18 protein-coding genes and 2 pseudogenes are annotated in these 19,847 nt (G+C 69.8%); 11 read left to right on the top strand and 9 right to left on the bottom strand.

Annotated elements, in window-relative coordinates; genetic code table 11:
* Positions 1 to 208: 208 nt before the first annotated feature.
* From C4B30_RS30195 to C4B30_RS30180, 4 genes are read right to left on the bottom strand one after another with little or no spacing between them, the layout of a single operon-like run.
* Positions 209 to 415 (bottom strand): DUF1289 domain-containing protein, encoded by a 207-nt coding sequence (locus tag C4B30_RS30195; RefSeq protein ID WP_006488644.1) that lies wholly within the window; start codon positions 413 to 415, stop codon positions 209 to 211.
* Entirely contained in the window at positions 412 to 918 is a 507-nt protein-coding gene (locus tag C4B30_RS30190) for a YbaK/EbsC family protein (protein ID WP_027785609.1), read from the bottom strand. The genes C4B30_RS30195 and C4B30_RS30190 overlap by 4 nt, the downstream gene beginning before the upstream one ends.
* 25 nt (positions 919 to 943) lie before the next feature.
* The gene (locus C4B30_RS30185) at positions 944 to 1,876 is read right to left on the bottom strand and encodes a hydroxymethylglutaryl-CoA lyase (protein ID WP_027785608.1); all 933 of its coding nucleotides are present in this window, start codon (positions 1,874 to 1,876) and stop codon (positions 944 to 946) included.
* Between the two features lie 32 nt (positions 1,877 to 1,908).
* On the bottom strand, positions 1,909 to 2,850 hold the full coding sequence (locus C4B30_RS30180) for a 2-hydroxyacid dehydrogenase (protein ID WP_027785607.1): 942 nt from the start codon (positions 2,848 to 2,850) through the stop codon (positions 1,909 to 1,911).
* Between the two features lie 314 nt (positions 2,851 to 3,164).
* Between C4B30_RS30180 and C4B30_RS30175 the strand changes: the two genes are divergently transcribed.
* The gene (locus C4B30_RS30175) at positions 3,165 to 3,788 is read left to right on the top strand and encodes an RBBP9/YdeN family alpha/beta hydrolase (protein ID WP_027785606.1); all 624 of its coding nucleotides are present in this window, start codon (positions 3,165 to 3,167) and stop codon (positions 3,786 to 3,788) included.
* A 231-nt stretch (positions 3,789 to 4,019) separates the two neighbouring features.
* On the opposite strand, the gene C4B30_RS30170 is transcribed toward C4B30_RS30175, so the two are convergent.
* A complete protein-coding gene (locus C4B30_RS30170) occupies positions 4,020 to 4,310 on the bottom strand; it encodes a hypothetical protein (RefSeq protein ID WP_027785605.1) in 291 nt (96 codons plus the stop codon).
* Between the two features lie 553 nt (positions 4,311 to 4,863).
* Between C4B30_RS30170 and C4B30_RS30160 the strand changes: the two genes are divergently transcribed.
* Genes C4B30_RS30160 through C4B30_RS30150 form a run of 3 tightly spaced genes read left to right on the top strand, consistent with a single transcriptional unit; the run spans position 4,864 to position 8,861 of the window.
* The gene (locus tag C4B30_RS30160) at positions 4,864 to 5,619 is read left to right on the top strand and encodes a (2Fe-2S)-binding protein (RefSeq protein WP_027785604.1); all 756 of its coding nucleotides are present in this window, start codon (positions 4,864 to 4,866) and stop codon (positions 5,617 to 5,619) included.
* A gap of 18 nt (positions 5,620 to 5,637) precedes the next feature.
* Positions 5,638 to 6,639: an FAD binding domain-containing protein gene (locus tag C4B30_RS30155; protein WP_027785603.1), complete on the top strand. Its 1,002-nt coding sequence runs from the start codon at positions 5,638 to 5,640 to the stop codon at positions 6,637 to 6,639.
* Positions 6,636 to 8,861, top strand: a complete 2,226-nt coding sequence (locus tag C4B30_RS30150) for a xanthine dehydrogenase family protein molybdopterin-binding subunit (protein WP_027785602.1) — start codon at positions 6,636 to 6,638, stop codon at positions 8,859 to 8,861. Before C4B30_RS30155 ends, C4B30_RS30150 begins: the two co-directional genes overlap by 4 nt.
* Before the next feature lie 15 nt (positions 8,862 to 8,876).
* Here C4B30_RS30150 and C4B30_RS30145 read toward each other — a convergent pair whose 3' ends face one another.
* The gene (locus C4B30_RS30145) at positions 8,877 to 9,797 is read right to left on the bottom strand and encodes a LysR substrate-binding domain-containing protein (RefSeq protein WP_027785601.1); all 921 of its coding nucleotides are present in this window, start codon (positions 9,795 to 9,797) and stop codon (positions 8,877 to 8,879) included.
* 112 nt (positions 9,798 to 9,909) lie between these two features.
* On the opposite strand from C4B30_RS30145, the gene C4B30_RS30140 reads away from it, so the two are divergent.
* Entirely contained in the window at positions 9,910 to 10,548 is a 639-nt protein-coding gene (locus C4B30_RS30140; RefSeq protein ID WP_105133382.1) for a glutathione S-transferase family protein, read from the top strand.
* Positions 10,549 to 10,630: 82 nt separating this feature from the next.
* Here C4B30_RS30140 and C4B30_RS30135 read toward each other — a convergent pair whose 3' ends face one another.
* The gene (locus tag C4B30_RS30135) at positions 10,631 to 11,902 is read right to left on the bottom strand and encodes an MFS transporter (RefSeq protein ID WP_027785599.1); all 1,272 of its coding nucleotides are present in this window, start codon (positions 11,900 to 11,902) and stop codon (positions 10,631 to 10,633) included.
* Positions 11,903 to 12,008: 106 nt separating this feature from the next.
* Between C4B30_RS30135 and C4B30_RS30130 the strand changes: the two are divergent.
* The 3 genes and pseudogenes from C4B30_RS30130 to C4B30_RS30120 form a co-directional block, all read left to right on the top strand.
* A pseudogene (locus C4B30_RS30130) lies at positions 12,009 to 12,548 on the top strand (LysR family transcriptional regulator); the annotation flags it as partial.
* Between the two features lie 99 nt (positions 12,549 to 12,647).
* Positions 12,648 to 12,875, top strand: coding sequence for a hypothetical protein (locus tag C4B30_RS30125; RefSeq protein WP_027785597.1), 228 nt, complete (start codon positions 12,648 to 12,650; stop codon positions 12,873 to 12,875).
* Positions 12,875 to 13,256, top strand: a pseudogene (locus tag C4B30_RS30120) (type II toxin-antitoxin system VapC family toxin). Before C4B30_RS30125 ends, C4B30_RS30120 begins: the two are co-directional and overlap by 1 nt.
* A 57-nt stretch (positions 13,257 to 13,313) precedes the next feature.
* On the opposite strand, the gene dapA reads toward C4B30_RS30120, so the two are convergent.
* Positions 13,314 to 14,207, bottom strand: coding sequence for a 4-hydroxy-tetrahydrodipicolinate synthase (gene dapA / locus C4B30_RS30115; protein WP_027785595.1), 894 nt, complete (start codon positions 14,205 to 14,207; stop codon positions 13,314 to 13,316).
* Positions 14,208 to 14,658: 451 nt separating this feature from the next.
* On the opposite strand from dapA, the gene C4B30_RS30105 reads away from it, so the two are divergent.
* On the top strand, positions 14,659 to 15,678 hold the full coding sequence (locus tag C4B30_RS30105) for a sulfate ABC transporter substrate-binding protein (RefSeq protein WP_027785594.1): 1,020 nt from the start codon (positions 14,659 to 14,661) through the stop codon (positions 15,676 to 15,678).
* A 165-nt stretch (positions 15,679 to 15,843) separates the two neighbouring features.
* Entirely contained in the window at positions 15,844 to 16,812 is a 969-nt protein-coding gene (locus C4B30_RS30100) for an ion channel (RefSeq protein WP_027785593.1), read from the top strand.
* A 32-nt stretch (positions 16,813 to 16,844) separates the two neighbouring features.
* Here C4B30_RS30100 and C4B30_RS30095 read toward each other — a convergent pair whose 3' ends face one another.
* Positions 16,845 to 17,459 (bottom strand): glutathione S-transferase family protein, encoded by a 615-nt coding sequence (locus tag C4B30_RS30095; protein WP_027785592.1) that lies wholly within the window; start codon positions 17,457 to 17,459, stop codon positions 16,845 to 16,847.
* Positions 17,460 to 17,791: 332 nt separating this feature from the next.
* Between C4B30_RS30095 and C4B30_RS30090 the strand changes: the two genes are divergently transcribed.
* Complete coding sequence (locus tag C4B30_RS30090) at positions 17,792 to 18,349, top strand: DapH/DapD/GlmU-related protein (protein WP_027785591.1); 558 nt, start codon at positions 17,792 to 17,794, stop codon at positions 18,347 to 18,349.
* The last annotated feature ends 1,498 nt before the right edge of the window (positions 18,350 to 19,847 follow it).

Below are 19,847 nucleotides of genomic sequence, written 5' to 3'. Positions count from 1 at the left end.
TCGAACGCGCGTGTCGGGAACGCGGATTGCGCGCGAAACGGCATCACGCGGGCGTCGCGCGCAGCCGTGAAAGCGCTGTAAGAAGTTGTAGGGAAACACCCGATGCGATGCGGCCGCGTCGCTCGTATGATGCGGGCTGTGACGTTGATCACGTTCACAGGATTCCGATCTCGATGCCGTTCGCCCCTGAGGCTGAACGGCTTTTTTTTTATGTTTCGCTTCCCGCGATCAGGCGCCGACGCGCGTCCAGCCGCGCGAGCAGCGCGCGCCTCGCATCGTCGTCCGACGTACGCCATCCCTTGATCTCGCCGCGCGTGCGCAGGCAGCCCGCGCACCAGTCGGTGCGCGGATCGATCCGGCAGACGTCGGTGCACGGCGACGCGACCGTGGCGACCGGCATCGTCACGTCGCTCATGCGGGCTCCCGCAACGCGACGTCCGCGATCGGCGCGCCCGTCAGCGACACGAGTTCGTGCGGCGACAGGTTGAACACCGCATGCGGATGGCCGGCGGCGGCCCACAGGCTGTCGAGCGCGAGTAGGTCGGCGTCGATCAGCGTGACGGGTTCGACCAGATGGCCGATCGGGCAGACGCCGCCGATCGCATAGCCGGTGTGGTCGCGCACGAACTTCGCGTCCGCCCGGCCGACCGGCCCCACCTGCGCGGCGACCTTCTTTTCGTCCACGCGATTGACGCCGCTCGCGACGACCAGCACGGGCGCGCCGTCGGCCTGCCGGCGAAACAGGATCGACTTCGCGATCTGCGCGACCGAGCAGCCGAGCCCGGCCGCGGCCTCGGCCGACGTCTTGCCGGTTTCGGCCAGCATCACGATGCCTTTCTCGTGGCCGCGCTCGCGCAGCAGCAGCGCGACGCGTCGCGCGGAATCGGGGAGAGAATCGAATGAAGCGGGTGTCGTCATGTTGAGGATCCGTGGAAGACCGCGATCAGACGCAGTTCGCGGCGTCGGCCGCGCTCTGCGCCTTGGCCAGCAGTGCGCGACCGGCGCGCGACACGTTTGCGCGGCCGATCGCGTTCGAGATGAAATCGCCGGCGGCGACGACCTGCGCGAGATCGATGCCGGTATCGATGCCGAGGCCCTGCATCAGGTACAGCACGTCCTCGGTCGCGACGTTGCCGGTCGCGCCCTTCGCGTACGGGCAGCCGCCGAGGCCCGCGACCGACGCGTGAAAGATCTCGATCCCTTCGAACAGCGCCGCGTAGATGTTCGCGAGCGCCTGGCCGTAGGTGTCGTGGAAGTGGCCCGACAGGCGCTCGCGCGGGAACACGCGCGTGACGGCCGCGAGCACTTCGCGCGTGCGCTTCGGCGTGCCGACGCCGATCGTGTCGGCGATGTCGATCTCGTCGCAGCCGAGCGCCGCGAAGCGCTCGACGACGTCGACGACCGACGCGACCGGCACCTCGCCCTGGTACGGGCAGCCGAGCGTGCACGACACGCTGCCGCGCAGGCGCAGGCCCGCGTCCTTCGCGGCCTTCGCGACGGGCTCGAAGCGCGCGATGCTCTCGGCGATGCTGCAGTTGATGTTCCGCTGCGAGAACGCCTCGCTCGCCGCGCCGAAGATCACGACTTCGTCCGCGCGTGCGGCGAGCGCATGCTCGAAGCCCTTCAGATTCGGCGTGAGCACCGAGTACACGGTGCCCGCGCGGCGCTCGATGCCGGCCATCACGTCTGCGCCGTCGGCCATCTGCGGCACCCATTTCGGCGACACGAACGACGCGGCCTCGACGTTGCGGAAGCCGGCGCGCGACAGCCGATCGACGAGCGCGATCTTCACGTCGGTCGGCACGAAGGTCTTCTCGTTCTGCAGCCCGTCGCGCGGGCCGACTTCGACGATCTTGACGGCGGTGGGGAACGTCATGGTTGTCTCCTGGTTTCTTTGTAGGGCGGAATTCAGTAGCCGCGCGCGTAGTCGACGATGCCGCTGACGGGCGCGCCGCGCTCGAACGCGCGGATCTTGCCGGCGATCTGTTCGACGGCTTCCGCGCGCAGCGTCTCGGCCGAGCTGTGCGGCGTGATCGTGATGCGCGGCGCGTGCCAGAACGGATGGTCGTCCGGCAGCGGTTCGTGCTGGAACACGTCGAGCGTGGCTGCGGCGACCTGGCCGCTCGCGAGCGCGTCGAGCAGGTCGGCTTCGACGAGATGCGCGCCGCGCGCGACGTTGACGACGTACGCGCCGGGCGCGAGCCGCGCGAACGCGCGCGCCGACAGGATGCCGTCGGTGTCCTGCGTGCTCGGCAACAGGTTGACGAGCACCTTCGCGCCGTCGATGCACGCATCGAACGCGCCGTCGCCGGCGAAGGTCGCGATGCCGTCGAGCTGCTTCGCACTGCGGCTGTAGCCGCGCACCGGCAGGCCGAGCGCCGCGAGCGCGCGAGCGACCTCGGCGCCGAGCACGCCGAGGCCGAGGACCGCGACGGTGAAGCTCGCGCGCGCATGCGGTTCGAGCGGCTGCCAGCGGCGTTCGCGCTGTTGCATGTCGTATTCGTCGAAACGGCGCAGGTAGCGCAGCACCGCGTGCGTCACGTATTCGACCATCTGCTGCGCCATGCCGGAATCTTCGAGTCGCACCAACGGCACGTGCGCGGGCAGCGTACCCGGATGGGCGCGCTCGAGCGCGAGCAGCGCATCGACGCCCGCGCCGAGGTTGAAGATCGCGCGCAGGCCGTCGCGCGGCGCGAAGAACTCGCGCGGCGCGCGCCACACGAGCGCGTAGTCGGCGGCGGCCGTATCGCCCGGCTGCCATGCGCGCAGTTCGGCTTCCGGCAGCGCACGCGCGATCTCGTCGCGCCATGCGCCGGCATCCTGATGCGGCGAATGGAACAGGATCTTCATTGCGTGAGGGCGCGCGCGCCGGAAAGGCGCGTCACGGGAATGGCGAGCGAAGCCGGGCGCGGCGCGCCGGCGGACGTAGCGGACATCGGGCGTCTCCTGACGGCGGCCGGCGCGTCACGCGCCGGGCCGGTTCCGTGTGAAGCTGACGGGAAGCCCACATTCTACGGTTTCGCGGCACGTTGCGCCGCCGCCGGGCCGTCGCCGGGCCGCCGCCGGTCACCGCCCCGCGCAAAAGCAAAGCACAAAATATTGGTTCGGCCGCCGCGTACCCGACGCCACAATCGAACCTCGTCTTCAAGCAAGCGAGGGCAATCATGCGCGCATGCAGCAAATCGGCGTGGCCGCCGCGGCTCGTCACCGTTCCGGGCCTGCACGGCAGTGAAGGCGCTCACTGGCAGACCTGGCTCGAACGGCAGTTTCCGCGCTCGCTGCGCGTCGAGCAGGACGACTGGGACGCGCCCGATCTCGCGCGCTGGGCGCAATCGGTGCGCGCGCTGCTCGATCGCGAGCGCGGCCCGTTCGTGCTCGCCGCGCACAGCTTCGGCTGCCTCGCGGCCGCGCATGCGCTCGCGCAGTGGCCGCATGTGGGCGATGTCGCGGGCGTGTTGTTCGTCGCGCCGGCCAGCCCGAGGAAATTCACGTTTGCCGGGCCGTTCGACGCGCGCCGGCTCGCGGTGCCGTCGATCGTGATCGGCAGCGAGACCGATCCGTGGATGCCGCTCGCCGATGCGCGCACGCTCGCGCAGCGCCTGGGCAGCGCGTTCGTGAACCTCGGCGATGCCGGGCACATCAACACGGCGGCCGGCTTCGGGCCGTGGCCGCGCGCGAAATACTTCATCGACACGCTGGTTCATTGCGCGGCGCCGCTGCGCTTTCGCGACGCGGACGACGGCTTCGAGGTCGCGCTCGTCGAGCGCGCGCTCGCGCACGCGGTCTGACGGGCGGGCTGCGCGGCGCATGCCGGGCCGTTGCGCTTGCGATGCGCAGGCGGCCCTGACGGCGGCCGGGTCCGAATCGCTCGGCCGGCCGTGCCCGACGTGGCTCGCGAAGCGGCGCGACACCGTACCGTTCGCGTCGCCGCCGACCGTCACGTCATGCCGGTGGTGGCGCGACGCACGCGCCCACCGCTCTCCCCGAGCGGTACCGACTCATATCACGCGGCGGCGGGATCAGCCCGGCGACGACGCGGCGGCGCTCGACGCGGCCGCGTTCGTGGCGGGCTTCGCGTCGTCGTCGTCATCGGGCGGGTAGTGCACGACGGGCGGTGCGAGCGGCGCGGCATCGGATACGGCGGCGTTCGCGGTCGTGTCGCTGTTGAACGCGCTGGCGGCGCTGCCCGATGCGCCGGCCTGCGGCGCGGTGTCGGTCGCGTTGGCGTTGGCGTCGTGCGGTGCGTCGTCGCTGCACGCGGCGACGAAAACGGCGGCACACAGAACGACGGCGACGGAAACGCGACGCATGACTTCTCTCCTGGCAGGCTGATCGGGAAACGTTTTCGAGTATGCCGCCGCGATGCGACGTTTCGGTGAATCGTTCGCGATCGGGGCGCGATCGCGACATGGTGTCGTCAGGCTGACCGAATGCCTTCGCGGCGATCCGCCGGCACGCGTGGCGGAATTTTCCAGCAGCGGCGGATGCTGCGCGCATTTACACGGCGCGCGTCGCCGCGACCCGGCCACGGTGACGCGGGCGCCGTGCGCGGTACCGCACATGCGCCTGGCAACTTGTGACCGATGGGTGGCCGATCACGCCCAAAAACCGGGCGTTATTGCCGCTTCGTCAGCGAATGGCCAGCCGCGCGCCAGCGTGGCGTCAGGGAGGTGGGGTCACTCGCGCCACGGCCTGACTATCGCGCGTGTGCGTCGCGGACCGGCGCCGGCACCGCGCATGGGCGCGGCTCTCCGCGGGTTCGCGGCACCGGAATTGCTCTTTGCCGCTGCGCATGCCGCCCGCGCTGCCATCCGGGCACGGGCGGCACATCTGCGTCCCTCAACCATGGAGCGAGCAGAAGCCATGTCCAGCGATCGACCCGATTTTCCGCCCGCCGAACCGGCGCGCGACGCCGCCCCGTCGCCGCTCGGGCCCGGCCATTCGACGGCGCCGCCGTTGCCGCACGATACGCCGTCCAGCGCCGCGCGGCGGCGCTTCCTGCAATCCGCGGCAGCGGCGGCGACCGTCGGCGCCGCCTCGCACGTTCATCCGCAGCCGCCGCACGCGGCATCCGCACCGGCCGCGCCCCGCCGCGATACGGTGCCGGCGCGGCCCGTGCATCTCGACATCAACGGGCGGGCGTACACGCTGCAGCTCGAGCCGCGCGTCACGCTGCTCGACGCACTGCGCGAATACGCCAGGCTCACGGGCACGAAAAAAGGCTGCGATCGCGGGCAGTGCGGCGCGTGCACGGTGCTCGTCGACGGGCGGCGCATCAACGCATGCCTGACGCTCGCGGTGATGCACGAAGGCGAGCGGATCACGACCGTCGAAGGGCTGGCGCGCGGCGGCGTGCTGAGCCCGGTGCAGCGCGCGTTCGTCGAATACGATGCGTTCCAGTGCGGCTACTGCACGTCCGGCCAGCTCTGCTCGGCGACCGCGCTGCTCGACGAGTTCGCGGCGGGCGCCGGGAGTGCCGCCACCGACGACGTGCGGCGCGGTCCCGCGCAACTGTCGGACGACGAGATCCGCGAGCGCATGAGCGGCAACCTGTGCCGCTGCGGCGCGTACCCGAACATCGTCGCCGCCGTGCGCGCCGCGCATGCGGCGCACGGCTAGCCGACGGAGGGCAGCGCAATGGAAGCGATTTCCTACGAACGCGCGACCGACGTCGCCGGCGCCGTGCGCGCGGCGCAACGGCCCGGCGCGGCATTCATCGGTGGCGGCACGAACCTGCTGGACCTGATGAAGGGCGGCGTCGCGCGGCCCGTCACGCTCATCGACATCACGCGCATCGCGGGCCTCGATACGGTCGATGCGCTACCCGGCGGCGGTGTGCGCATCGGTGCGCTCGTGCGCAACAGCGATGCGGCCGATCATCCGCGCATCCGCGCCGACTATCCGCTGCTGTCGCAGGCGCTGCTTGCCGGCGCGTCCGCGCAATTGCGCAACATGGCGACCGTCGGCGGCAACCTGATGCAACGCACGCGCTGTCCGTATTTCTACGATTCCGCGTTCGCGCAGTGCAACAAGCGCGCGCCGGGCAGCGGCTGCGCGGCGATCGGCGGCCATAACCGGATGCACGCGATCCTCGGCGCGAGTCCGCAGTGCGTGGCGGTGAACCCGTCGGACATGAGCGTCGCGCTCGCCGCGCTCGACGCCGTCGTGCAGGTGAGCGGCCCGCGCGGCGCACGGCAGATTCCGATCACCTCGTTTCACCGGTTGCCGGGCGATCGGCCCGATCTCGATACGACGCTCGAACCGGGCGAACTGATCACCGCGGTGGACTTGCCGCCGCCGCGCTTCGCCGACCATGCGCACTATCTGAAAGTGCGGGATCGCGCGAGCTATGCGTTCGCGCTGGTGTCGGTCGCGGCGGCCCTGCGGATGGACGGCCCGCGCGTCGCCGACGCGCGGATCGCGCTCGGCGGCGTCGCGCACAAGCCGTTGCGTGCGATGGAGGCGGAAGCGCATCTCGCGGGCCGCGCACCGACCGACGCGACGCTGCGCGAGGCGGCCGCGCTTGCGTTGCGCGATGCGCGGCCGCTCGACGGCAATGGATTCAAGGTCGCGCTCGCGCAGCGCTCGATCGTGCGCGCAGTGAAAATGGCGGCTTCGGCGACGGGAGGTGCCGCATGAACACGCTGACGGGACAGCCGCTCGACCGTGTCGACGGCGTACTCAAGGTGACGGGCGGCGCGCACTACGCGGCCGAGTTTCCCGATGCGCGGCTCGCGCACGCGGTGCTCGTGACGAGCACGATCGCGGCCGGACGCATCGAATCGATCGATGCGGCACGCGCGCGCGCGATGCCGGGCGTGCTGATGGTGATCACGCACGAGAACGCGATGCGGCTGCCCAACGGCGGCCGGCCGCCGCTGTCGCCGCCCGCCGGGCGCCGGCTCACGTTGCTGCAGGACGACACGGTGCGCTACAGCAACGAGCCCGTCGCGGTCGTCGTCGCCGAAACGCTCGAGCAGGCGACCGACGCCGCGAATGCCGTGCGGGTGCGCTATCGCGCGACCGATGCCGCGCTCGATTTCGCGCAGGCGAAGCGCGGCGCGCGCGTGCCGCCGAAGCAGCAGGGGCGCCCGATGGACACGCAGCGCGGCGACGTCGAGGCCGGCCTGCGCGAAGGTGCGGTGCGCATCGACGCCACCTATACGACGCCGATGCAGCACCACAACCCGATCGAGCCGCACGCGACGATGGCGCACTGGGACGGCCCGACGCTCACGCTGCACGATGCGACGCAGGGCGTGTCGGGCGCGAGCACCGCGGTGGCCGCCGTGTTCGGCCTCGCGCCGGAACAGGTGCGCGTGATTTCGCCGTTCCTCGGCGGCGGCTTCGGCTGCAAGGGTTCGTCGTGGTCGCACGTGTCGTTGTGCGCGATGGCCGCGAAGCAGGTGGGGCGCCCGGTTCGCCTTGCGCTGACGCGGCCGCAGATGTTCGGCCCGGTCGGCGGCCGGCCGCTCACCGAACAGCGCGTCGTGCTGGCCGCACGCCAGGACGGGACGTTGACGGCGATGCGTCACGACTCGATCGTCACGACGTCGACGTTCGAGGACTGGACGGAAATGTGCGGGATGCCCGCGCGGATCATGTACGCGGTGCCGAACCACGCGACCACGCACCGGATCGTGTCGCTGAACGTCGGCACGCCGACGTTCATGCGCGCACCCGGCGAGGCGTCCGGCTCGTTCGCGCTGGAATCGGCGATGGACGAGCTCGCGTGGCGGCTCGGAATGGACCCGGTCGCGCTGCGGCTCGCGAATTACGCGGAGGTCGATCCGCAGGACGGCAAGCCGTGGTCGAGCAACAAGCTGCGCGAGTGCTACGAGGCCGGCGCACGGCGCTTCGGCTGGTCGCGCCGCACCGGCGCGCCGCGCACGATGCGCGACGGCGACACGCTGATCGGCCTCGGGATGGCGGCCGCCACGTATCCGGCGAACCGCAGCGAAGCGTCGGCGCGTGCGCGCATCTTGCCGGACGGCACGGCCGAAGTCGCGTCGGGCACGCAGGACATCGGCACCGGAACCTACACGGTGATGACGCAGGTCGCGGCCGACGCGCTCGGTTTCGCGCCGCAGAACGTGCGCTTCGCGCTCGGCGATTCCAGCCTGCCGCGCGCGCCGGTATCGGGCGGCTCGCAGTCGGCGGCGAGCGTGGCGCCGGCCGTGCGCGAGGCCGCGTTACAGGCGCGCGCCCAACTGATTGCGCTGGCGATCGCCGATCCGGGCTCGCCGCTGCACGGCGCCGCGGCCGACGACGTGACGGTCGACGACGGCTGGGTCGTGCATCGCGGCGACCCGTCGCGGCGCGATCCGGCCGCGGCGGTGATCGCGCGCGCGGGCGGCCGGCCGATCGACGCGCAGGCGACGACGAAGCCGGGCGACGAGAAGTCGCGCTATGCGTCCCATTCGTTCGGCGCGGTGTTTGCCGAAGTGCACGTCGATGCCGAGCTCGGCACGCTTCGCGTTCCGCGTATCGTCGGTGTCTACAGCGTCGGCAGGCTGCTCAACGCGAAGACGGCGCGCAGCCAGTTGATCGGCGGGATGGTGTGGGGGTTCGGCACCGCGCTCGAGGAGGGCTCGCATCTGGACGTGCGGCACGGCCGCTTCACGAACGCGAATCTCGCTGAATATCATGTCCCCGTGAACGCGGACATCGGCGAGCTCGACGTGAGTTTCGTCGACGAAAGCGACACGCATTTCAATCCGCTCGGTATTCGCGGCATCGGCGAGATCGGCATCACCGGCGTGCCGGCCGCGATCGCCAATGCGGTCTATCACGCGACCGGCGTGCGGGTGCGCGATCTGCCGATCACGCTCGACAAGGTGGCGATGCCGATGCGCGCATGAGCGTCGGCGTCGGCGTCAGCGCCGCGGCGTCCTGCGCCGCACTTCGCTGCGCAGCCAGTCGAGCCAGGTGCGGATCGCCGCTTCGCGGGGATGGCCGGGGCGCCACACGACGTAGTGCGCGTACACGTCGGTGATGCGTACCGTCGACACGCGCACGAGCGTGCCGTCCGCGAGTTCGGGCTCGATCAGCGAGCGGCGCGCGAGCGCGACGCCGCGGCCTTGCCGCGCCGCATCGATCAGCGCGTTCGCATCGGTGAAGCGCGGTGCGCGCGCGGATTCGGTGAGGTCGAGCCGCGCGGCCTGGAACCACGGTTCCCACGGCTGCGCGGGATGGCGCAGCAGCGTCGCGCGCACGAGGTCGGCCGGCGTGCGCGGCACGACGCCGTCACGATTGCGGTAGGCGGGGCTCGCGACCGGAAAGATCGTCTCGTTCATCAGCTTCTCGGCGACGACGCCGGGCCACGTGCCGGGCCCGTAGCGCAGCGCGACGTCGATGCGGTCGCGCTTGCGCAGCGGCGCGAGCGCCACGTCCGGATGCAGCGAGATCGAGATGTGCGGATGCGCGGCCGCGAAGCGCGGCAGGCGCGGCGCGAGCCAGCGCTCGGCGACGCTCGGCAGCACGCTCACGTTCAGCGTCACGTCGCAGGTGCGCGGGCGGCGGCGCACCGCCAGCGTCGGCTCGAACGCGCGTTCGAGCACGCTCAGGCCCTGGCGTACCTGCAGCGCGAGGGCGTGCGCGGCGTGCGTCGGCGTCGCGCCGTTGCGTTCGCGCGTGAAAAGCGGATAGCCGAGCTGCGCCTCGAGCGCGCGGATGTGCTGGCTGACCGCGCCCTGCGTGAGCGCGAGCTCGTCGGCCGCGCGCGTGAAGCTCTGCAGCCGCACGGCGGTCTCGAACGCGCGCAGCGTCTGCAGCGGAGGGAGGTGGATGCGTCGCATGCGGGTATTAGTAACACTAATGTCCGAGCACGACAATTCATCGTTTGCCGCGCATCGGCAGGCGTTCCTACACTCGGTTCCGTCTTCCACAGCCCCGTCGGGCCACATCGCCATGAACGCATACCGTCTCTATCTTTCGCCGGGCGCCTGCTCGCTCGCCGCCCACATCGCGCTGGAGGAAACCGGCGCGCCGTTCGACATCGAGATCGTCTCGGTGAAGGAGCGGCAGCACTTCGAAGCGCGCTACCTCGCGATCAACGCGAAGGCGCGCGTGCCGGTGCTCGCGATTCCGGGCGAGCCGCGCGTGCTGACCGAAACGCCGGCGATCCTCACGTATCTCGCGCGGCGCTACCCGGACGCGCAATTGCTGCCGCTCGGCGATCCGCTGCGCGAGGCGCGGTGCCACGAATGGCTCGCCTGGCTGGTCGGCTGGGTGCATGGCGTCGGCTACGGCGCGCTGTGGCGGCCGGGCCGCTTCATCGACGATCCGGCCCTGCACGGCGCGATCAGCGCGCACGGGCGCGGCACGATCGATGCCGCGAACGCATCGATCGAAGCCGCGCTCGCCGACGGCCGCACGTGGGCCGAACCGGGCGCGCATTCGATCGTCGATCCGTTCCTGCTCGTGCTGTATCGCTGGGGCGTCGCGATCGGGCTCGACATGACGCGGCATCCGGCATGGACCGCTCATGCGCAGCGCGAGGCCGAACGGCCGGCCGCACGGCGTGCGCTGGCGCGCGAGGCGGTTTGACGGGGGCGCGGGCGTCGGGAGCTTCGCCGCGCTGCCCGTGCCGCCCGCACCGCCGGCACCGCCCGCGTGAAACGGGCGGCGGCTATTTCGCCGCGAACAGCGGATAGGTCGCGCCCGCGATCAGCGCCGCCGCGAGCCATACCACGCTCCACGAACTCGCGGCGAGCAGCGGCGGAATCGCGAGCGGCGTCGCGAACAGCCCGAGATAGACGATCGTGTTCGCCATCCCGAGCGCGGTGCCCGCGTGGTTCGCGCCCGCGAGCGTCGCGAGCTCCGTATACGCGACGCCGTGCCATGCCGACACGCAGATGCCGGCGAACACGAGAATCGCGACGATCGCGGCGAGCGGCACGTGCGGGCTGCCGGCCGTCGCCGCGGCGAGCAGCGCGAACGACCCGGCCGCGACGAACACGGAACCGCGCAGGTACGCGCGCCGGTTGCCGTGCCGGTCGGTATGGCGGCCGCTCCAGACGCGCATCGCCATCGCGCCGAGCTGCAGCGCGACCATCGCCGCGCTGATGCCGGCGAGGCCGAGCCGGCCGAAGTCGTGCAGGAACACCGTCGCGAACGTGAGCACCGCGAATTGCGGCGTGCACAGCACGCCGATGCCGAGCACGATGCGCCACACGGGGCCGCTCGCGAGCGGGTTGCGCGCGGGGCCGGCGGCCGGTGACCGGCGGGCGGCGCGACGCGTGTCGAGGTGCGCCGCGGCCGGCTCGGCGGGCGGCTCGTGCAGCCAGCGCCAGGTGAGCGCGGCCGATCCCGCGCACAGCAGCATCAGCGCGCCGAACACCGCGGCGAAGCCGGCATGCGAGGCAAGCGCCGGCAGCAGCGCCGCGCCGAGGCCGCCGCCGAGCGGCACGGCCGTCTGGCGGATGCTCATCGCGAGCCCGCGTTCGCGCTCGCCGAACCAGCGCATCACCGCCCGCCCGCTCGACCCGTTCACGCTGCCGCCGAGCAGGCCGACGCCCCCCATTGCCGTGACGACGCGCATGAGCGGCGGCACCGCGTGCGCGGTCGGGGCGATCGTGACCATCATCAACGCGAGCATCGCGGCCGTCGCGACGAGCCCGGTCAGCAGCACGCGGCGGTCGCCGAAGCGGTCGGCGGCGATTCCCCACGGCAGCTCGGACAACGCGACGCCGAAGCCGAGCGCGCCGAGCACGAGGCCGAGCGCGCCGTTGTCGAGGTGATAGGCGGTGCGCATCCACACGGCCGTGGTCGGAATGCCGGCCGCGGCGGCCGAAAAGCTCATGTTGGCGGCGACGCCGGCGGCCAGCACGCGCCAGCGATGGGCCGGCCCGCGCACGTCGCGGGCAGGCGAAGAGGGGGAAGCGATGCACGAGGTATCCATGACGGCAGGCCCGGTTCGAAGTTGACGTACACAGTCTGGCGGCCTACATTCATCCTGAAAATCGGAAAGTTTTTGATTAATCGTTCGATGAAACAGGATGATTGAGATGCCTGGACAAGACATTCCGCGCGACGGCGGCGAGCCGCTCGCGGTGGCCGACGCCGCGCTGGCGCGCCCCAACTTCGACGTCGCGGCGCTGCGCAGTCTCGTCGCGGGCGTGGATCTCGGCAGTTTCGCGAAGGCGGCGGACCGCGTCGCGCGCTCGTCGTCGGCGGTGAGCGCGCAGATCCGCAAGCTCGAGGAGCAGGCCGGCACGCCGCTGTTCGTGAAAGCCGGGCGCGGGCTCGCACTGACCGATGCCGGCGATGCGATGCTGCGCTACGCGCGGCGGATGATCGAGCTGAACGACGAGGCGGCCGCGGCCGTGCGCGGCGTGAATCTCGACGGCTGGGTACGGGTCGGGCTGCAGGAGGATTTCGGCGAGGCGATCCTGCCGGACGTGCTCGGGCGGTTCGCGCGTGCGCATCCGAAGGTGCGGATCGAGGCGCGCGTGGCGCGCAACGCCGATCTGCTCGACCGGCTCGATGCGAACCAGCTCGACCTGGCGCTCGTGTGGGGCGATCCGGCGTCGGCGGCGCTCGCGGCGTGATGAGCCGCCGAGATCCGGTTTGGCATCCCCCGTTCGGCTGAATGGATCATCCTGGCGGACTTGACTACAGTGGTGGCATCCAACGCGGAGGTCATCATGCAACGCGCAAATATTCCCGGCACCACGGCCGATCCATCGCAACAAGTCGACGTTTCGGTTTCCGGCGAGGAAATCGCGATCTCGAACCCGACAGCATCCGGGGATCGGTCCGTATCCGTCAAACGGCCCGTTCGGTTTGGCCTCCTGCAAGGTCAGGTCCGGATTGCGGACGACTTCGACGCACCGCTGCCCGACGACTTGCTGGCTGCTTTCGAAGGGCGCTGATGCGGTTGCTGCTCGATACGCACATCTTCTTGTGGAGCGTGACCGATGACCCAAAGCTCAGCGCCCGAGCGCGCAGGCTGATCTCGGATGCCGACGAGCGGTTCGTCAGCAGCGCGAGTATCTGGGAAGCCGCCATCAAGGCCGGCTTGGGGAAGCTCGATGTCGATGTGGATCGGCTAGTCCGCGCGCTTCGGGCGAGCGGGTTCCGCGAACTGCCGGTCCGGGCCGTACACGGGGCAGCCGTGCGCAACTTGCCGAGCCATCATCGCGACCCGTTCGATCGGCTGCTCGTTGCGCAGGCCCAGCATGAACCCCCTGCAGCTCGTCACTGCCGATGGGCATCTCGCCCGGTACGGCATGTCTGTGGTCCTGACAGTCTGAAACAATCTGCCAGGCGGGAAGCCGGCGGTCGCCGGCCCCCAATGCATGACGGGCCGTTCATGCAGCCGCAGCGTGCGGTTCGATTTCCTCGAGCGCCGCACAGAGCCTGCCCAGCCTCTCCCGCAACCCGTCGCTCGCCGGCACGAACGGCAGCCGCAACCCGTCCTCGCACCATCCTTGCGCGGCGAGCACGGCCTTCACCGGCGCCGGGTTGGGTTCCGCGAACAGCGCCGCGACGAGCGGCTGCAGCGCGACCGAAAGGCGCCGCGCGTCGGCGAGCCGCCCGTCGCGCAGCAACGCATGAATCCGCACGTGCCATTCGGGCAGCACGTGCGCGCTGCTCGCGATCGCGCCGTGTGCCCCCGCGCACATCGCCGCGAAATTCTGGTTGTCGTCGCCGGACAGGATCGCGAGCGGCGTGTCGTGCACGAGCCGGCTCATCCGGTCGAGCGTGCCGCCGCATTCCTTGATGCCCGCGACGCGCGGATCGCGTGCGAGCGCCTGCAGCGTGTCCAGTTCGACGTTCACGCCGGTGCGGTACGGGATGTTGTAGACGAGCACGGGCAGGTCGGCCGCGTCGACGATCGTCTCGACATGGCGGCGGATGCCGTCCTGCGTCGGCCGTACGTAGACGGGCGGCGTGACGAGCAGCCCGTCGGGGCGCAGCGCCGCTAGTTCCCGCGCGCGGGCGGTCGCGAAGTGCGTCGCGCTCGCGGTCAGCCCGACGACGATCGGCAGCCCGGGCGCCGCGTCGCGCAGCGTCGCGAACACCGCGTCCTGTTCGCGCGCGTCGAGCAGCACGCCTTCACCGGTCGTCGCGCCCGCGACGAAGCCCGCGATGCCGGCGGCCGCATAGTGGCGCGCGAGCCGCGCGAGCGCCGCGTGATCGACCTCGCCGTGGTGGAACGGCGTGACGATCGGCAGCCAGATACCTTCGAAACGTGTGTTCATGCAAAGCCTCATGATGGAAACGGAGTGGGAAGGAACCGTTCCGCCGGCGCAGTGCCGGAGCGAGGCGTGCATGCAAGGAGAAAGAAACGACCTGCGGGCATCCCGTCCGGCATTCGCCTGACGGGACGCGACGTCCCCGTCAGTCGAGGAGTCGTTTTTTCAGTTTCAGCCCGGCCGCGCGCGCACCTGCCGCGACGGCGGCGAGGATCGAGGGCGAGCGCAGGATAGCGGACATGGATGAACCGTGAGTGGGCTGAGCGGCGATCTTAACACCGGGGCGACGGGGCGCGCGAGCCCTGGTCTCCGTTTAGCAGGATTCGAGATTTGCTTTCCACGACTGATTGGAAGGCGCGCTGCGCCCGGCCGCTAGAATGCCCGCTTACGTTTCGATGACGGCGCGTACGCGTGCGGTCACGCACATTCACCACCACTGGAAACGGGGCACATCACGATGGCAAGCATCAAGGGGATCGGCCGCTGGCTGCACACGGGCGCGGCGGCGGCGCTGGTCGTGGCGGCGGCGGCCGCGCACGCGGACACGTCGATCCTGAACGTGTCGTACGACGTGACGCGCGAGCTGTACAAGGACATCAACGCGAGCTTTGCCGCCGCCTACAAGCAGAAGACCGGCGAGACGGTCACGATCAAGCAGTCGCACGGCGCGTCGAGCGCGCAGGCGCTGTCGGTGCTGCAGGGGCTGCAGGCCGACGTCGTGACCATGAACCAGCCGAACGACATCGACCTGCTCGCCGAGCGCGGCCAGCTGCTGCCGAAGGACTGGCGCGCGCGCTTCCCGGACAACAGCTCGCCGTACTCGACGACGATGGTGTTCCTCGTGCGCAAGGGCAACCCGAAGGCGATCAAGGACTGGAGCGATCTCGCGAAGCCGGGCGTCCAGGTGATCATCGCGAACCCGAAGACGTCGGGCAACGGCCGCTATGCGTATCTCGCCGCATGGGGCTTCCAGAAGCAGAAGGGCGCGACCGACCAGCAGGCGCTCGACTTCGAGAAGGCGATCTTCCGCAACGTGCCGGTGCTCGATTCGGGCGGTCGCGGCGCCACGACGACGTTTACGCAGCGCGGCATCGGCGACGTGCTCGTCACGTTCGAGAACGAGGTTGCGCTGATGGACACGGGCGCCTCGGGCGCGCAGTTCGACGCCGTGTATCCGTCGGCGAGCATCCTGGCGGAGCCGCCTGTCGCCGTCGTCGACAAGGTGGTCGACAAGAAAGGCACGCGCAAGGTCGCGCAGGCGTATCTCGACTACCTGTATACGCCGCAAGCGCAGGAGATCATTGCGCAGCACCATCTGCGCCCGCGCGACGCGACCGTGCTGAAGAAGCATGCGGCCGAGTTCAAGGCGCTGAAGACCTTCAGCGTCGAGCAGGTCTTCGGCAGCTGGGCGAACGCGCAGAAGACCCATTTCGCCGACGGCGGCACGTTCGATCAGGTGATCGTCGACCGGAAGTAATCGCGGCGCGCGCCACGCGCGCGTCCGCATGACGACGCAGCCGGCCGCTCGTGCGGCCGGCTTTTTTTGCGTCTAGCCGGCGGATTTCCGTTCCGAACCGGCCCGCATTCCCGACCGCTGCCGCGCGTGCTACGCTCATCGCCTCCCCGTAACCGGCCCCGCGCGATGAATGTCGATTCGTCCTCCCCTGCCTCCCGCGGCCGTGGCCGCAAGATCTGGTCGGGCACCCGGCCGGTGATCGCATACGGGATGCCGCCCCTCGGCTGGCGCGATTTCTATCACCGCGCGCTGACGGTGAGCTGGCCCGTGTTCTTCCTGTCGCTCGCGGTGCTGTTCCTGCTGCTCAACGGCGGCTTCGCGACGCTCTACCTGCTCGGCCATGCGTCGATCGCGAACCAGTCGCCGGCGGGCTTCGGCGGCGCGTTCTTCTTCAGCGTCGAGACGCTCGCGACCGTCGGCTACGGCGACATGCATCCGCAGACGGTTTATGCGCACCTCGTCGCGACGTTCGAGATCTTCGTCGGGATGTCGGGCATCGCGCTGGCCACGGGGCTCGTGTTCGCGCGTTTTTCGCGGCCGCAGGCGAAGATCCTGTTCGCGCGCTACGCGATCGTGCGGCCGCTGAACGGCCGGATGACGCTGATGGTGCGCGCCGCGAATGCTCGCCAGAACGTGATTGCCGAGGCGCAGGCGAAACTTCGGCTGATGCGCGTCGAGGGCACGCACGAGGGCTACTCGCTGCGCAAGATTCATGACCTGCCGCTCGTGCGCAACGAGCATCCGGTCTTCCTGCTCGGCTGGAACCTGATGCACGTGATCGACGAGTCGAGCGCGCTGTTCGGCGAGACGCCCGAATCGCTCGCCGCGCGCGACGCGTCGCTGCTGATCACGATCGAGGGTTCGGACGAGACCACCGCGCAAGTCATGCAGGCGCGTCATTCGTGGGCGCATGGCGAGATCCGCTGGCGCCACCGCTATGTGGACCTGATGCACGACGAGGACGGCATCACGCACATCGATTACACGCATTTTCACGACGTCGTGCCGATCGAGATCGATACCGACGAGCGCGGGTCGCCTGGCGTGGTGATCGACGCGGGCGCGTCGGCGGCGGGGCCGGCCGCGCAGGCGTGATCAAGGGCGGTGGGGCGCCGCCCCGTTGCGCGTCACGCGTGCAGCAGACGCGCCGCTTCGCGCTGTTCGATCGCGGCCGCGCGGCGGAACGCGTCGCGGTCCTCGGCACGCGCGACGTAGTCGCCGAGCACGCCTTCGTGCGGAAGCAGATGCGCGTCGAACGCGATCTTCAGCGTGCTCGCGAGCAGCAGGTCGGCCGCGGTGAAGCGCTCGCCGACGAGCCAGCGGCCGTGGGCGAGTGCTTGTGCGAGGGCCCGCTGCACGCGCGCGATGTTGCCCCAGCCGAACGCGACCGGATTGCCCGACGCGCCGGTGAATTTCTCGGCCATCGCCGGTTCGAGGCAGGTCGGCGTGAAGAACATCCACTGGAGGAAACGGCCGCGCAGCGGATCGTCGGGCGCGACGCCGAGCCCGGCAGCCGGGCAGCGGTCGGCGAGATAAAGCAGCACGGCGCCCGATTCGGCGAACGGGGCGCCGCCGTCGTCGAGCGCGGGCAGCTTGGCCATCGGGTTGACCTGCACGAACGCGTCGCTGCCCTGTTCGTGCGAGCGCAGGTCGATCGGCACGAGTTCGTACACCACGCCGGTTTCCTCGAGCATCCACAGCGCCCGGAATGCCCGGGTCTTCGGCCAGTAGTAGAGCTTCATCGCGCCTCCGCGTTTGGGTGCAGGTGTCGATCCGGTGGATGCTCAAGCGTACCCGAGCCCGGGAGGTTGGGACAGGGGCGCCCGGCTAGCGGCTCCCGACCAGGGGCGCCCGATTCAGTTGCGGTGAAGCCTTTATGTGACGGGAATTCAATAAATAACTAGTTATACAAAAACTAGTTATGAAAACTCTCGAAAATCCCGGCGGAAAATCGGCATCACTACAATGTGCCCGGCCCATCCTGCAGTACCCGTGCACCGGCAACGCAATCGGCCGCTCGCCCGCAATCGACAACCCATCACGCAACCCCGCATTTACTGGAGACCCATCACGCATGGCAAACGACGATCGCACCACGATCATTGCGCGCAGGACATCCGAATCGGCGACCATGGTGGCCGAGATCAAACGGGCGATGGCGATCACCGCGCGGCTCAACCGCCTGACGTTCGACGATGCGGCGGACGTGCGCGCATTGTTCGGTGAACTGATCGGCACGCAGGTGGACGACGGTTTCGTACTGATCCCGCCATTCCATGCGACGGGCGGCACCGGCATGAAGCTCGGACGCAACGTGTTCGTCAACCAGAACTGCACGTTCTACGATCTGGGCGGACTCGAGATCGGCGACGACGTGATGATCGGCCCGAACGTCAGCCTCATCACGTCCGGTCATCCGGTCGAGCCTTCGCGGCGGCGCGACTGCGTGGTCGCGAAGCCGATCGTGATCGAGCGGAACGTGTGGATCGGCGCGGGTGCGACGATCATCGGCGGCGTGACGATCGGCGAGAACGCGGTCGTCGCGGCCGCGGCCGTCGTCACCGGGGACGTTCCGCCGAATACGCTGGTCGGCGGCAATCCGGCAAGGATCATCCGGTCGATCGCGGAATAACTTCGCCCGGGCGCACGTGCCGGCGCGATGACGCAGCGTCGAAGGGATGTGGACAACCCGCCGCCGCGACCACTCGAAACGCTGTGCATTTGAACGGTGAGTGTGCCGCCGAGGCCGTCCGGACAAGCCTTTCCGGCTTTCCCCGGTTGTCGCGCGCCGAGTTGTCCGTCGCTCGGCAGATGAAGATTCGCCCGCGCACCGGTTGTGGATATCCGCGCTTCGAAACGACTCGGCGCCCTGTGGTTTTCACAGGTGAGGATGACCGGATGCTGCGCGATACATGAAGCGGGTTGTGGACAACTCGCGGCAAGACGAAGCGAAATGCTGTGAAATTCAATGGTGAGTGTCGCGCCCGATCCGGCGGTGCGCCTGCTCCGGCGCGGGTTTCGGGCCGGAGCCGGTTCGGCGCGACGCGCATTCTAGCCGAATGGCGCGCGTGCGTGATCCCGGCATGCGGACCGGGCGACGTCGATATCCGGCCCCAATCGAAGGGCTGTGCATTCTAACGGTGAGCGCCGGTGCGTGCTTCGCGACGTGCGGATTTCGACGCACTTATCCGCTTTCTCCAGCGACTCGGCGCGCTGTGCAATTCAATGGTGAGCGTGCGCCCGCGCTCGGGGCGTAGTCCGTCGGGATGCGGCCGTTCGACCGCGATGCCGCGCGAAGCGGTGTTCCTGTCAGGCGCAGACGCAAGGTTGCGAACGAAGACGAGGTGCCTGCCGGTGTGGATATCCGTCCGCCGAAACGACTCGCGGCACTGTGTATTTCGACGGTGAGCATCGGCGTGCGATCGGGTGACGCGTGGCGCCCGGTATGGATTGCCCCGTGTCGGTACCCTTCGAAACATGCGTCAGCCATCGATCGCGCGCGCTCGGCCATGTGGATATCCGGCCCGTCCGATCACTCGACGCGCTGTGGTATTCGACGGTGAGGGTGGGCGTATGGCCGGGAGACGGCGCGGATCCGCGCGTGGACAACTGCCGCCGCAGCCAGTCGAAGCCCTGTGCATTTCAACGGTGAGTGCGGGCCGGCAATCGCACGGCCTGCGTGTTCACACGACGATATTCGGTCGGCAAGCCCACTCTCGACCCTGTGTATTCGAACGGTGAGGGTGAAAGTCGGACCGACGAAACGCGCGGTTTCCGATGTGGATATCTGCCGCCGGCATCCACTCGCCAAGCTGTGAATTTCAACGGTGAGCGTCGCTGGTCGAGCGCTCCGCATGTCGATTTCCGGATGTGGACATCCCGGTCCCGACGCCACTCGAAATGCTGTGCAATCGAACGGTGAGCGCGCGAGCCCGATCGGCCGAAGGGCGCGGCATTGTGGACATCCGTCGCCGCCGACCAATCGGAACGCTGTGCATTTCAACGGTGAGGGTGACGGCCCGATGCCGCCGAAACCCTTGTCGGACGGGGTTCGAGCGCCAATCGCCGGTCAGGCGGTGGCCCTTGCGGCCTCCACCGGCGTTTCCGCCCCAAGCCCCAAGCCCCAAGCC

The organism is Burkholderia sp. BE12 (assembly GCF_002959955.1).
Classification (GTDB): Bacteria; Pseudomonadota; Gammaproteobacteria; order Burkholderiales; family Burkholderiaceae; genus Burkholderia.
Note: the sequence above shows the minus strand (reverse complement) of the source record. Positions and strands in the feature narration are given on the sequence as shown.